This is a genomic window from Providencia sp. AGC89 (assembly GCF_053543535.1).
The window spans coordinates 42,279-56,129 of sequence record NZ_JBIXLP010000018.1; the positions used below are offsets into that span (position 1 = coordinate 42,279).

13 protein-coding genes and 1 pseudogene are annotated in these 13,851 nt (G+C 43.6%); 2 read left to right on the plus strand and 12 right to left on the minus strand.

Annotation, left to right across the window (positions count from 1 at the left end):
• Nucleotides 1-33: 33 nt before the first annotated feature.
• The 3 genes from ACIPUA_RS05660 to ACIPUA_RS05670 are packed head-to-tail and all read right to left on the minus strand — an operon-like array spanning nt 34 to nt 3,985.
• Complete coding sequence (locus tag ACIPUA_RS05660) at nt 34-933, minus strand: dimethyl sulfoxide reductase anchor subunit family protein (RefSeq protein ID WP_272678418.1); 900 nt, start codon at nt 931-933, stop codon at nt 34-36.
• The gene (locus ACIPUA_RS05665) at nt 930-1,568 is read right to left on the minus strand and encodes a DMSO/selenate family reductase complex B subunit (protein WP_042848441.1); all 639 of its coding nucleotides are present in this window, start codon (nt 1,566-1,568) and stop codon (nt 930-932) included. The genes ACIPUA_RS05660 and ACIPUA_RS05665 overlap by 4 nt, the downstream gene beginning before the upstream one ends.
• A complete protein-coding gene (locus tag ACIPUA_RS05670) occupies nt 1,565-3,985 on the minus strand; it encodes a DMSO/selenate family reductase complex A subunit (protein WP_449059416.1) in 2,421 nt (806 codons plus the stop codon). Before ACIPUA_RS05670 ends, ACIPUA_RS05665 begins: the two co-directional genes overlap by 4 nt.
• Before the next feature lie 192 nt (nt 3,986-4,177).
• On the opposite strand from ACIPUA_RS05670, the gene ACIPUA_RS05675 reads away from it, so the two are divergent.
• Both ACIPUA_RS05675 and ACIPUA_RS05680 read left to right on the plus strand, forming a co-directional pair.
• Complete coding sequence (locus ACIPUA_RS05675) at nt 4,178-4,951, plus strand: AraC family transcriptional regulator (RefSeq protein WP_042848444.1); 774 nt, start codon at nt 4,178-4,180, stop codon at nt 4,949-4,951.
• A 134-nt stretch (nt 4,952-5,085) separates the two neighbouring features.
• Nucleotides 5,086-5,706 (plus strand): flavin reductase family protein, encoded by a 621-nt coding sequence (locus ACIPUA_RS05680; protein WP_449059417.1) that lies wholly within the window; start codon nt 5,086-5,088, stop codon nt 5,704-5,706.
• Between the two features lie 59 nt (nt 5,707-5,765).
• Here ACIPUA_RS05680 and ACIPUA_RS05685 read toward each other — a convergent pair whose 3' ends face one another.
• From ACIPUA_RS05685 to ACIPUA_RS05725, 9 genes and pseudogenes are all read right to left on the minus strand, one after another.
• On the minus strand, nt 5,766-6,275 hold the full coding sequence (locus tag ACIPUA_RS05685) for an AAA family ATPase (protein ID WP_449059418.1): 510 nt from the start codon (nt 6,273-6,275) through the stop codon (nt 5,766-5,768).
• Nucleotides 6,276-6,476: 201 nt separating this feature from the next.
• Nucleotides 6,477-7,142, minus strand: a complete 666-nt coding sequence (locus ACIPUA_RS05690; RefSeq protein ID WP_198861112.1) for a hypothetical protein — start codon at nt 7,140-7,142, stop codon at nt 6,477-6,479.
• A gap of 52 nt (nt 7,143-7,194) precedes the next feature.
• Nucleotides 7,195-8,841 (minus strand): Na+/H+ antiporter, encoded by a 1,647-nt coding sequence (locus ACIPUA_RS05695; protein WP_042848447.1) that lies wholly within the window; start codon nt 8,839-8,841, stop codon nt 7,195-7,197.
• Nucleotides 8,842-9,136: 295 nt separating this feature from the next.
• Nucleotides 9,137-9,625, minus strand: a complete 489-nt coding sequence (locus tag ACIPUA_RS05700) for a MarR family winged helix-turn-helix transcriptional regulator (RefSeq protein WP_048608822.1) — start codon at nt 9,623-9,625, stop codon at nt 9,137-9,139.
• A 73-nt stretch (nt 9,626-9,698) separates the two neighbouring features.
• Nucleotides 9,699-10,454, minus strand: a complete 756-nt coding sequence (locus ACIPUA_RS05705) for a maleate cis-trans isomerase family protein (RefSeq protein ID WP_166687121.1) — start codon at nt 10,452-10,454, stop codon at nt 9,699-9,701.
• Nucleotides 10,451-11,482, minus strand: coding sequence for a carbon-nitrogen hydrolase family protein (locus tag ACIPUA_RS05710; RefSeq protein ID WP_048608766.1), 1,032 nt, complete (start codon nt 11,480-11,482; stop codon nt 10,451-10,453). Before ACIPUA_RS05710 ends, ACIPUA_RS05705 begins: the two co-directional genes overlap by 4 nt.
• Before the next feature lie 9 nt (nt 11,483-11,491).
• Complete coding sequence (locus tag ACIPUA_RS05715; protein WP_042848451.1) at nt 11,492-12,403, minus strand: fumarylacetoacetate hydrolase family protein; 912 nt, start codon at nt 12,401-12,403, stop codon at nt 11,492-11,494.
• A 96-nt stretch (nt 12,404-12,499) separates the two neighbouring features.
• A complete protein-coding gene (locus ACIPUA_RS05720) occupies nt 12,500-13,627 on the minus strand; it encodes a cupin domain-containing protein (protein ID WP_042848452.1) in 1,128 nt (375 codons plus the stop codon).
• 29 nt (nt 13,628-13,656) lie between these two features.
• Nucleotides 13,657-13,851: pseudogene (locus ACIPUA_RS05725) on the minus strand (hypothetical protein); the annotation flags it as partial.

The window sequence follows — 13,851 nt, forward strand, 5'->3', positions numbered from 1 at the left end:
CGGGTTATTTCCTAGGTAATAGCGGTTATTCATTTAAAGATGAATAGTATAAAAACAGTAACGTAACAGAAATTCAGCAACAATAGCGGCAACACAGCCTACAGCAAAATAAACCTGACTCGCTGATGCATGAATACCCAGCGTTGTTTGCCGAACTTGGCGATAAACCCCATACCCTAAAACCACGATAGCCAATATGCCAATTAACCAACTCCCTATGCGTAATGACCAAATTCCTTGATAAGCACGGATAGAATCAATAGGAAAGGTAATAGATTCATTATGATAGCCAGTGTGTAATAAATAGCTTTCGTATGCAGGCTGATAAACTAAACGCGCTAATAAGCTAAGAGCAATAACTGCCCATAATATCCACAACCCTCGGACTGGAATTTGCACATCAAGTGAACCAACATTAAAACGCAATAACATATTGATGAGTAAATAATACCCCGCTGCTCCCGCGGTAAGCATCGTGCCGTAAAACATCAAATAGGTGTTATCATTCATCCAAGTTAACATTGATGTATACCGATAAATTGACGCCATAGCATACACATCACAGAGCCCAACAATAATGGCTAACCCTAACAACAGATATGACAATTCCTTTTTGAACCATAACCATAAAAAAGTCAGCCCAAGAAAAGCAAAGTAGCTTGCAGTGAGTACCACTTCACGACTTAACCAAGACGAGAAAATATTTAACAGTGAATTAGGGGCATTAAGTGGCACGCCTAGGTGCGTAATCGAAGATAACAATCCAACACCAGCAAGCACACAAGCAACTAATAAATACCATAAGAAAAACTGTGAGTTAATTTTCCCCGCTAACGCCATGGATAATTTTTTCGCAAAGACCCCCAACATCACACTCAGCCCAATGGATGTTTGCATTAAAAATGTGAATAACAATAATGGCCATTCATTCATTTGGCATCTCCTTGTAAGTCTTGAGTACGACCCGCCCCTTGATGTGGGTGGATCACTAAATTGGGATGGGTAATTGAGGAATCTGGTAACCCACGGACATCCGCTTGATCCCCATACTGTTTTCTCAGTTCATCAATGGGGCCAAACTGAATAGCTCCTAACGGGCAAGTCGCGACGCAGACGGGTTGCTCCCCTTTTAATTGCAAGTCGATACAAAAATCACATTTCGACATTTGCTTAGTTTCAGGGTTCATTTGAGGAGCACCATAGGGGCAAGACCAAGCGCAGGTTCCACAACCAACGCATTTGTCAGTGTTAACCATGACGATGCCGTCCCCTTCACGTTTATGCATAGCCGTCGTTGGGCAATTCTTTACACACATCGGGTCAGCACAATGGTTACATGAAATGGATAACGTATAAGCAAACACATTATTCACCAGCCCTCCCGTGCCGTTTTCAATAAATTCTCCCCCCGTTACTTCGTAAACACGGCGATACTTACGCCCCACATCAAGGTTATTTTTATCTTTACAGGCCACCTGACACGCTTTACAGCCTGAACAGCGCGCCGAATCAATATAGAACCCTAACTGTTTGTTACTGACAGCGGGATAAACGTGGAATTTACTCATGCTTTAGTTACCTCCACCAATAAAGTTTGATGGGCATTACCATGTGCCATTGCTGTACTACGTGCCGAGGTTAAAACGTTAGCACAACCACCTTGGTCAACCCCGTTCTCATCGGGCTGCCACCATGCTCCGGCCTGCAAGGCAACAACACCCGGCATAATGCGCTGAGTTATTTTGGCAGGCACCATGGTGACACCACGGTCGTTATTCACCTTGACGCGTTCTCCATCTGTAATGTTTCGTCGTTTAGCATCAATCGGGTTGATCCACAGTTCTTGTCGCTGTACTTCTTGTAACCACGGGTTAGCAAATTGCGTTGAATTGGCACGATTACGGCCTTTCCATGTAATTAGTTGCAATGGATAACGAGTCGTGAGGGTATCTTCAGGCCCTTCAATGGCAGGCACGTAATGTGATAGTGCTGGAATATCCGCATCCTGACGCTCATAAAGGCGTTTAGAGAAAATTTCGATTTTCCCTGATGGCGTTTCAAACGGGTGGTTTTGTATATCTTGGATATTTTTCTCAAAAGCAACATGCCCCACATGCGGCTGATGCTTTAATAGATGACGGCGTTTTACCAAGAGTTCATCAAAGCTAGGAATATTATCTTCTGGGCGTTTTTTGTGCGCATCATTCACCAGATGTTCTATCCATTGCTTTTCTGTTCTACCTTCACTGAATACGTCACCTACTCCTAACTTTTCTGCGACTTCACATAACCATTCATAGTCACTACGGCGTTCAAATTCAGGCTCGATGACTTTTTCAGATAAAATGATGTAATTACCCGTCCCCCATGTGCCCCCGACGTTCCAGCGTTCTAAGAAACTGGTTTCAGGAAGCAAAATATCGGCATATTTAGCACTCGGTGTCATATATAAATCGCTGTAAACGATAAATTCGACTTTGCTTTCATCTTCCAGCACTTTAGCGGCATGCAAAATATCCGGATTCTGATTAGTCATATAATTACCCGCTAATGAAAAAATCATTTTGATTTCGGTATCGAGTTTTTCTGCATTTTTCAAACCGTTATCAGGGGTCACTAAATCTTTATTTTCACAGGCTTGAACCCAATTAGTGATATTGATTTTTGCTTTCACTGGGTTCTCAAATAAACTTGGGCCCGCTAAGGTTTTACGTAAATCAGGAGTGACTGCCATACCGTAGCCAGCAGCCCAACCGCCTTTACGCCCCACATTACCGGTAATAGTCGCCAACAAAGTCGCCCCTCTCGCTGAGCGCTCACCACAAATATGACGTTGAGGCCCCCAGCCCTGCATTAAGGCGGCAGGTTTGGTATTAGCATATTCACGAGCGAGTTGGCGAATAGTCTGTGCAGGGACCTTTGTAATCGGCTCTGCCCATTCAGGGGTTTTCACAATTCCATCTTTTTTCCCCATTAAATAAGCTATTAATGACTCGTTCTCGGGGACACCTTCAGGCATCTGATGTTCATCAAACCCGATGGTGTATTTATCAATAAAGGCTTGATCATGCAGGCCTTCGCTGATGATCACATACATCATCGCATCCATCATCGCGTTGTCTGTGGTGGGTAAGATAGGGACCCATTGATCAGCTAAGGATGATGCGGTGTCCGAGTAACGCGGGTCGACAACGATAAATTTAGTGCCATTCTTTTTCATCTTTTGGAAATAATGATTTGAATGACCAAAAATCGTTTCGTTAGGGTTGTGCCCCCATAAGATCACTAAAGGCGTATCTTCTAAGGTATCTAAGGTACTACCACTCGCTGAGGTGCCATAAGTATATGGCGTGACTGCCATGGTATTGCCATTACTCACTGAATGGTAATTTTCCAGAAAGCCCCCCGTTAAGTTAAATAAACGGCGTAGCATGTTAGCACCAGAAAAAATACCGCCTGTTACCCCCGTACTCAAACTGACAAAACGCGATGCTGGGCCATATTGCGTATTAATACGCTGCATATTATCTGCAATTAACGTCGTCGCTTCTTCCCAGCTAATACGTTCAAAACGCCCTTCACCACGTTTACCAACCCTTTTCATTGGGTATTTCAAGCGATTTGGATGATAAACAAATTTTCGATAGCTACGACCACGTACACATGCACGCATGATCGGCATCTCTTCATCAAGGTTGGCATCAGGGCGTGTACTTATGCGTGTAACGACCCCCTCTTTGACATGTGCTCGAATATCACATTTTCCACCACAGTCAAAACTACTACAGGTTGATACGATGCGTTCCGCTGAGTTTTGAATGAGCTTAGTAGGGATGATCTCTGGGTCTTCTGGTGTTGAGGCAATGGTTTTAGCAGCAATAAAGGGGACAGCCATGAGTGCAGAGCTGCCTTGAATAAACCGACGGCGGGTTAGTGGTTCTATCAGATGTGTTTGGCTATCATTCCGATCTGGGTAATTTTTCATAGTAACTCTACCTCTGGCGTACATTAGGTTGCCGCGATAGAGTAAACATTTCCCTCTTAGCCAACTTTCGAAAAATCGCCAAACACATCGGAATTTCAGCCAACCATATAAAACATGTGGTTATATCAATAAAAATTGCCTATATTCATAAAACCAACAACAATATTTGAATCTCAGCCAACAAAATTGCCTATGCGAAATATTCCACTGAAAACAATTGATGCGACGCCTCGTGATGTTCTCGCCATTGGAACCGATTACTTACCGAATGTACTCTTGAGCTCTCATGTTCACCGTCGAGCTCAGTTTCTCTATGGTGCTACCGGGCTAATTGAAGTCAGCACCGCAGATGGCGAATGGGTGATCCCACCAGATAGCGGAGTTTGGATCCCCTGTAATACTCCCCATGAAACACGTATGCTGAATGTCAGCACTCGTAGTTTATATATCGAGCCAAAAGCAGCGCCGCGTAGGGGGAATCGATGTGAGGTATTACGGGTATCTCCATTACTTCGTCAGCTATTGCTTGAAGCCGTTGATACCCCGCTCGAATATGACTTAAATGGTCGTGATGGCGCAATGTTCCAACTTATTTTACATGAAATAGCACAAGCGGAGCCGCTTCCTTTCTATGCCCCCATCCCCCGAGATGAGCATTTAGCAACACTGTGTCGTGAGTTTTTGAAATCACCACAAATTACCTCTCTTCCCCAAGAATGGGCAGCAAAACTCCATAAGAGTGAGCGCTCGTTTAGTCGTTTTTTTGGAACTCAAACAGGGTTGTCTTTCTCTGATTGGCGGCAACAAGCTTGTTTGTTAAGTGCAATCACCCATATTTCTGCTGGGAAGTCGATTACTGAAGTGGCATTTGATTTGGGCTATAGCAATGTGGGGTCATTTTCAACCATGTTTAAAAGGTGGTTAGGGCAAAGCCCATCAAGTTTTATTCAACGAATTTCTGGGTAAGCTTGCCTCAGATAGTGCTCAATCCTGAGCACTATCCACTGACTGCTAACTTTATACATTGATTGCCTTTTTCATTTTTTACTCTTACGCCTCCTAATATTATCCGTTAGGATAAAACAAAAAAGGAGCGTGCAATGACCACTCAGTTTTATAGTTATCAACCCACAAAAGGCCACGGGCTTCCTCATGACCCTATCCCATCGCTCATTGGCCCCCGACCAATTGGTTGGATTTCAACTTGTGATAGCCAAGGAAGAACAAACCTCGCACCTTACAGTTTTTTCAATATTTTCAACTACTCCCCTCCAATATTGGCATTTTCAAGTGTTGGTAAAAAAGATTCCGTCACCAATGCGATTGAAACGGGAGAATTTGTTTATAACCTCGCAACACTGGCGCTTGGTGAACAAGTGAATATGAGTAGCGCGACTCTGGCACGTGGTGAAAGCGAATTTGCCTTAACCCAACTATCAACATTACCATCCGCATTAGTTTCTCCTCCACGTATTGCACAAACACCCGTATCAATGGAATGCATTGTCACTCAATATCAACAACTTAAACGGGCTGATGGCCAACTGTTAGATACTTGGATGGTAATGGGTGAGGTCGTGATGGTGCATATTGATGAATCAGCCCTACGAGATGGACTATATGACTGTGCAGGGCAAAAACCTCTGCTACGAGCGGGTGGCCCAGCAGATTATTATTGGATAGAACAACAGCAGAACCTAAAAATGTATCGCCCTAAATAACTTAAAATTAGAGTGGTCAATATTGTCTGGCTATTAACCACGTTAGTCCCTTCCCTTTATCAGTAGAACTTACACACTAGTTGCTCACTGCTATCTGGATAGGAAAAGTGCGCCGTAATTAAGTCAAACTGTGCTTCAGAGGTTTGAAATGGGTTTTCCCCTGTTAAATTACGCGCTGCTAACCTTGCTTTACACTTTTGATTATCAACGTTTAATACATGAAAAACATAAGATGCACTAGATGATTGCGCTAAAGATTTCAACCATTGGCGCTGGGTAGGCGTGTTTGCAGGGAAATCCATCACGACGGTATTACCCGCAGCAACAAGGTGCTGAATATGCTTTTCTAGCACTTTTTTCACTAAAGCACTTTTTTCAATATAATCAGATAGTTCTTTAATTTCATTAGGATATAGTGCAGAAAGCCATTCGTCTTCGCACAATAAAATAGTACGAGGCTGTTGCGATAGTGTTTTCGCTAAGGTGGATTTGCCTGATGCGATTTTCCCACAAAGAAAATGCAACTGGGGTTCACTATTAGGCTGTTGAGGGGCTTGTACTGAGTTCATCATAAATTCCTTGTTGGTCACTAACCAGACAAGAACAAAAAACCCGCCTTGTCTGGCGGGTTTAGGATGTAGCTTACCCCCACCACTATGTGATGGTAATAATAATGCTTAAGCCTGCTACAACCGAATACATATTTTTTACTAACCTAGAAAGAGGGACAGGCATAGTATCAACCCCCTTAAATAAATCAACAAGGTGATTTATTCTAAAAACGAAAAAGGTAATGTGACTGCGGAAGCTAAAATACCAAACCCGCTCTCCACAGCGTCAGCCACACAACCAACTGTATCCCATGCAGTCCAACCCTCGTCATCTGTTTGACCTAGCAAAACAAGTTCCTGCATGTGGCCTAAATTGATAGGTAGCATTTCCCATTGCGGTGAGTTAGTTAAATCCCCAGAAATATCAACCAATACCACACACCAGCCAAATGGGCTTGTCAAATCGCCGTATTGATGACGACCAATCCACTGACCAAAAATATCAACCCGATACCCTTTTTCTTCATTCGCTTTCGAGTCTATTTGACCGCATAGCCATAAGCTATCACGTTTTTCAGGAGCGATATCTTCAAGAGGTAACATCTTCAGTTTTAATTTTTTCTTTTCAGAGTCTAGTTCTTGTTTCTTTACAAGGCGCCAGTGGCACGGAATATAATCACTAATATCAAACTGTTCAGTACTGTTTTTAACCCTCAATAATGACCAACCATATTCACTATTAGGGTTACCAAATTCACTACGACGAATCCATTGACCATGCTCATCTTGGCGAAAGCCCTTATTGTCATTCACATGGGAAATAAAAATAGCTTCATCCCATAGTAAGTTCAGTTCTCTTTCCGTCAGTTGATATTTTTTTATCACGCTATTCCTTTTGAGCTAAAAATGGCCCAAGTTTTTGCTTGGGCCATTTAAATTAATGCTTTCCTTTTTTATGATGATTAAGAGTTTCTTCTTTTAAATCAAGTTCATCACGTAAACGATGGTAAACACGTTCATTGATATTTTTATTTTTGCGCATTAGGTAAAGCGCTTCACGTTTGGCTTTGAGCGCCGATTTAGACATATCGCGCTCCATTTCAATCATTCTATGTAAATCATAAACATCCGATTCACTTTCATCTGAATTATCAAGTCGCCTACCGTAGATTTCGAGTAGTTGAGCACCAACTTCAGTTCGCATCGCGATTTCATCCACATCTTCTGAAGGGTGGTTCATTAGGTCACGTAAATGTGCCATTGCAGCTTCGTTTAATGCTAAACGAGCACGAATTTCGTCGTTATCGTACGGTAAATCCTGTACTAAGCCTTTGGTCAAAATTGGCAAGGCAATGCTGGCAATTAATAGTGAACATAAAATCACCCCCATTGCTAAGAAAATAGCCACATCACGATTTGGAAATAATGAACCATCTGGCATCAATAAAGGTAACGTTAAAATACCGGCTAACGTAATCGCTCCGCGCACACCCGCTGTCGCCATTACTGCCATCATACGAATATGCATAACATCTGCTTCTTTACCGCGACGGCGTTTATGGAAGACTGTTAAAGTCATCGAGATCCACACCCAAGTAAAACGCAGAATCGCCAATGCAATTGTGATCACAGCAACATACACAAACAACATCCAAGGGTGGCTAGCACCTGCGGCTTCTGCAACTTCAGGCATATTGGTCCACATACCAGGCAACTGTTCGCCAAGTAAAATGAAAATCATCCCGTTTAATGCAGTTTGAACAGTATCCCACACCGCTTTACTTTGCATACGAGTCGCTGCTTGCATTCGGCCTGCTATTTTCTCATAGTGCATCGCAATACCGGCAACAACCGCAGCTAAAATACCGGAAACATGCAGATGCTCTGCCAGTAAGTAAGCAGTAAATGGCATTAGCAAGCTAATCATTATCTGAATTGCCGGCTCTTCCCCTGTGCGTTTAACTAAGAATTGATTTAGCCAACCAATCGCCCACGCAACTAGCAGGCCTATTAAAATCCCACCAAATGCCACAAATACAAACTGCCCAGCCGCAGAAACTAGTGAGAATGTCCCAGTTAACGCCGCTACAACCGCAAAGCTAAAACAAACTAATCCAGTGGCATCATTCAGTAATGATTCCCCCTCAAGGATATGCGCCATACGTGAAGGCAATGGGGAGTTCACTGTCATTGCTGACACTGAAACTGGGTCCGTAGGGGACAAAATAGCAGCTAACGCGAATGCGACGGCTAATGAAATGGCAGGGATTAACCAATGAATAAAAAAGCCCATACCAATAACGGTGACAACAACTAAACCTATGGCTAGCGACATTATCGGTTTAATTTCTTGAAATAAGGCTTCTTTAGGGATACGCCATCCATCAAGGAATAATAAAGGAGGAATAAATAAAAATAGAAATAGATGAGGTTCAAATTCAACGGTAAAACCGTATAAAGACAAGCCAGCCCCTAGTGCTATCTGGATCAGGGGTAATGGAATAATATCTTTGAGCAGTCGTGAAACAAAAACGCTCACAACAACGGCTAATAAAAAAACGAGTACAAGTGTCACTACTGACATTAATTGCTCCATGTTTAGCTAATCATTAATTATCAGTAATGCAGTAAATAGATAAATTGAATCAATGTAAAGTAACTATTAATTATCAGATACAAAAAAAATAAAATTGGGAAATCGCCTAACAATCATTACGTTACAATTTTATTATTTTTTATCCCACCTCTTAATATCGCTAATTATCTATTTGATAGATAAAAATAAAAAATGCACACCATAATAAGTTAAGTATTAATATAGAAAATATACCTAAATCATCATTATTAGACTATTGACTGTTCTTTTAAAGATACTTTGTTTATTCACTAGTTTTATCTGTATGACGTTTATCTATATTGTTCCCCTCAAAACTATGGCGCTCAATCAGCTCCCGCAATATTTGCTTAAGCATTTTACTTTTACGAACACCTAGCGGTGCTAAAACAGCTTCTTCATGCTGCTGTGCTGCGATAAGGAGATCATCAACTAATGACATCCCGCTCGATGTCACGCTAACTAATGTTATTCGTTTATCACTACCATTATGGTTATTATGGCGGATCACATGCCCTTGCTGTTCAAGTCGTTGTAGCACACGTGTAATTGTTGGCTGCTTACTCACTGTTTTTTGCGAAAGCTCGGTGATCCCCATAGACCCATTACCTGCTAATGTGGATAACACCCGCCATTCCAATACAGAAAGCCCTTTGGTTTCCACGGTCGCGTGAAACTCTGAAGAGACCAGCATCCAAGCCTGCCCAAGCAGGGCAGGCAAATAATGATCAACAAAAATTTTTGAATCTGGCATTTGCTCCCCTTGATAAGCACTATGCATTAAATCACCGCCCCTCAAAGAGTAACAGAAAAGAGCAATAATTCAGCTAAAACTTACCATTTAGCAATGAACCAAACCCACTAATACCAGTCTCTAAACCCAACTTTTTCAACATCATATACGTGGTAGCCACCGAAGACGATAATACGGGTAGCCCTACGCGGTCTTCAATAAGCTGTATTGACGGTAACGAAGGCATCTGTACACAAGCGGAAGCCACAATAGCATCCACTTGCGTATTCAATTTTTTGGTGATTTCAACGGGAGCTAGCGGGTTTTGCCGCCCCACATCCAAGTTATCAGGGATTTCTAGTGAAATGCTATCCACCACTTCAATGCCTTCATTTTCTATGTAATCAATCACTAACTGTGTGAGAGGTTTCATATAGGGCGTTAAGATAGACACTTTTTTTGCCCCAATAGCTTGTAACCCTTCCACTAATGCCCCTGCACTAGTTACAACTGGAGCTGGATGGCCATTATCCATGGTACGTTGAAATAAGCGTTTTTCAGAGACCCGATGGTAACCGTTCCCCATGCTCATGATCGCCACTAGGCAAGCATATCCCAGCACATCTACAGCAGCATCTGACAATTCAAGTGCGCAGCGGTCGCTATCTGAATCCATTTTTGCCAATTCGTCTTTGGTGACTTTTTGCATCCTCATACGGCTTGAGTGGAAAGTAAAACGCTCAGCAAATAGAGCTTCCCTAGCCCGTAATATAGCCGGGATCTCCGTTTCCATCGTGGTGTTGGATGAAGGTACAATTTGCCCGATCCGATATGTTCGCACTAAATTCATTGCCCTACCCCCCCAAACGGTTCTTCTGAGCTGGGAAAAACATTTAATTCATCGATATCTTGCCCTTGGTGATTAAAGCGTGCAGCAGTCAGCGGGCGACGATTTACCTGTAAATCAAAAATATCAAACCGATTATAGTGCCCAGTAATATCATGCATTTGCCGTGGCTGAATACAACGATTCAAATCAATCTCACCATACACAATGCCTTCTTTGTCAACCAATGGTTCACCAATCACCCGCCCATCAGGGCCGATAATGCCAGAAAAAGCACTATTAGGCCGCGCCAGTAAGTCACGGGCTTCTGGATGAGAGGCAGACATCGCCTCAATAATTTCCTCTGATACTGTTGAGCAAGCAATAATGGTGAATACTTTGCCTTCAAAACAGTGTGCAGAAGCGCGCAGACGAATAGCATCCGCCATATCGTAATCTTTTGGCGCAACGGGTAAAGCAATATAGCTGGCGATATGCACTAATTCCCCTTGGGCTAATAAAGCAAACCTCGCTAAGGTATTGGTATTTTCCCCACACGCTAGGGCCCCCAATGGCCCAATACTCGTTTGGTGCACTTTTAATGAAGAGGCATCCCCATTGGCCCACGTCAGTTTTTCCGCCCATGTCGGTACCAGTTTGCGATGACGGCCTAAAATTTGCCCCTCATCCGAAATGGTGACTAATGTATTGTACAAAGTCGCGATGCCTGTAGGGCTGCGCTCATTGACCCCAATAACAACGTTAATGTGATGGCGTGCCGCAGCTTGCGCGACTTTTTGAATTTCCGGCCCCGGAACTTCGATTGCCGATTTACACAGTTTTTCAAACCACGGACTGCCGTCAATTGGGTTCATTACCCAACTCCAATACGGATAGCCTGCAATAAAAACCTCTGGAAAAGCCACTAATTTTGCACCGTTATCTGCGGCTTCCTCAATTAACCGACACACTTTATCCACAGTTGCGTCAGTGTCTAAAAAGACAGGAGCCGCCTGTACTGCTGCTGCTTTAAAACATTGAAGTTCTAACATGCTTCCCCCTTACACTGACACAACCGGATGACGCAATTCACCAATGTGTTCAACATAGGCCTCTATCACATCCCCCGGCCAAACCCACTCTTGAGGAGAGCGCCCCGCACCAACCCCCTCAGGCGTCCCAGTAGCAATAATATCCCCTGGCTCTAACGTAATACCTTGGCTGATATCTTCAATCAATGTATTCACATTGAATAACATATGACGGGTGTTTGAATCCTGTTTGGTCACACCATTCACTTTTAAGTTCAGGTTTAAATTATGGGGATCAGGGATTTCATCAGCAGTTACAATACATGGGCCAAACGGTGCATAAGTGTCTTGCCCTTTAGAGTAAATCCATTGCCCAGCACGGCGGCAATCACGCGCACTCATATCTATCATCAAGCTATAACCAAATACATAATTGAGGGCATCTTTAGCTGCAACCCTTTTCGCACGAGTCCCAATGACCACAGCAAGTTCGACCTCCCAATCTAATTGTTGGGTGATCTGCCCGTTATGTTCGATAGCATCTCCAGGGCCAATTACGGTCGTTGGCGGTTTAGAAAAAATAACCGGTTGTTTAGGCAATTCTTTCGAAGTATCTAAAGTACGACTGGACTCAGCAACATGCTCTACATAATTTAAACCTATGCCAAAAATATTTTTACGCGGACGAGGAATAGGCGCTAAAATTTTCACATTTTGCACTGGCCATGCCGTACCCGCAGGAAATAACCCTTGGTAGATATTAAGCAACTCAGTACCCACGCGTACGCCTTGAGGGCCTAAATCAATAAAATCCAACATATTATCTGGTAGATATTGCCCCTGTTCTTCAGCTAGACGAGCTAAATCCACGACTTGCTGGTCAACAATAGCCCCTAAACGAGCAGCGGCAGTTACATCAGAACGGTAAGTTATTAAGCGCATATGATTTCTCCTTGAGTGCCACTTAGAATTGCACTCAGTTTCACGTAAAATTAGTTAATTAAAACCAGACAAAATTGTTATCAATAACTCAGCCTGTTAAGAGGCCACCTTTTGGTGCCCATCGTTATCTACTAAGGCTTCTTCGTAATACAGGCCTAAAGACTGCATCACGGGTAAATCATTAAAACAAAACAGACATGCGTCATCCGTTTGTGAAATATTGACGTGTTCATGGAACATCCACGACGGTACGCAGAAAATGTCACGCTCTTGCCAATCAAAGCGCTGGCCATTAATCACTGAATAACCTTGGCCTTTCGCAACTTGATAAATAAAGCTCCCCGTATGGCGATGGGCTTTGCCCACAAACCCCGGTCGTAGCAATTGCATACTAGCCCCAATTGTCGGCATCACTGCCCCTCCCGTTAATGGGTTGGTGTAGTGCATCAAAATGTCATCAAATACCGAGCCATCCGCGACTTTTGCCGCACGACGTAATGCATCGTAAGTTGGCCCCCATTGGTATTTAAATAATGGGGAATACGGTTTATCCCAGCCGATATCATGTGGCCTTAACGCAGTGCCGCCCCACATGCCAACAGGGTAATCAAGTGGGCGTGTCTGTACTTGGTGTAAATCAGGGTGAACTTTATAGAAACCGGCTTCCATGGCATTAACCAATGGAATATCAAGGCCATCTTGCCAAATACACGGTAAACCATCTTCCGCTACCCCATGCTCATGCCATGTGCCGTTAGGTGTGAGTACAAAGTCGTTAGCTTCTAGCATCATTTTCTGCCCTTCTACGATGGTATAAGCACCACGACCTTCCATAATAAAACGCAACGCCGAAGAGGAATGAGCATGAGCAGAAGCGGCTTCTCCGGGATGCATGACTTGCAGACCGGAATACAACCACCCCACGGCGGCCGCCACATCTTGACGACCGGGGTTATTCAGGTAAATCACACGACGCCCTGCTTTTTCTGGGGTCACTAATTCCACCGAACGCAACACATGCTCACGTAGGTCACGGTAACGCCACAAAACTGGCACAGAACTAGACTGAGGTTGCCACGGCTCTATTTTGTTTGCGACTGTCCATAAAGCACCAGTTTTTAGTGCATCCAGTTGTTGGTAATACGCGACAAGTTCAGGGGTGTCAGCTACATCAGCTCGACCCGCCACATTTTCACGATATTGGTCATGGGACTGTGTTCTCATGCTATTTTCCTCTTCATTTGCCAACGCCCTTAGCGTGACCTCAACGATTGGGTAAGCTGTTGGCGCCCGTATTCATACGCTGCTGGCCACTGTGTTTCCCAGCCATAGCGAGCACATTCATGTAATAACCAGGCTGGGTCAGATAACAATGGACGCGACAATGCACATAAATCTGCCCGCCCTGCTGCGATAATGCTGTTAACTTGGTCAGCGTCGGGATCGCC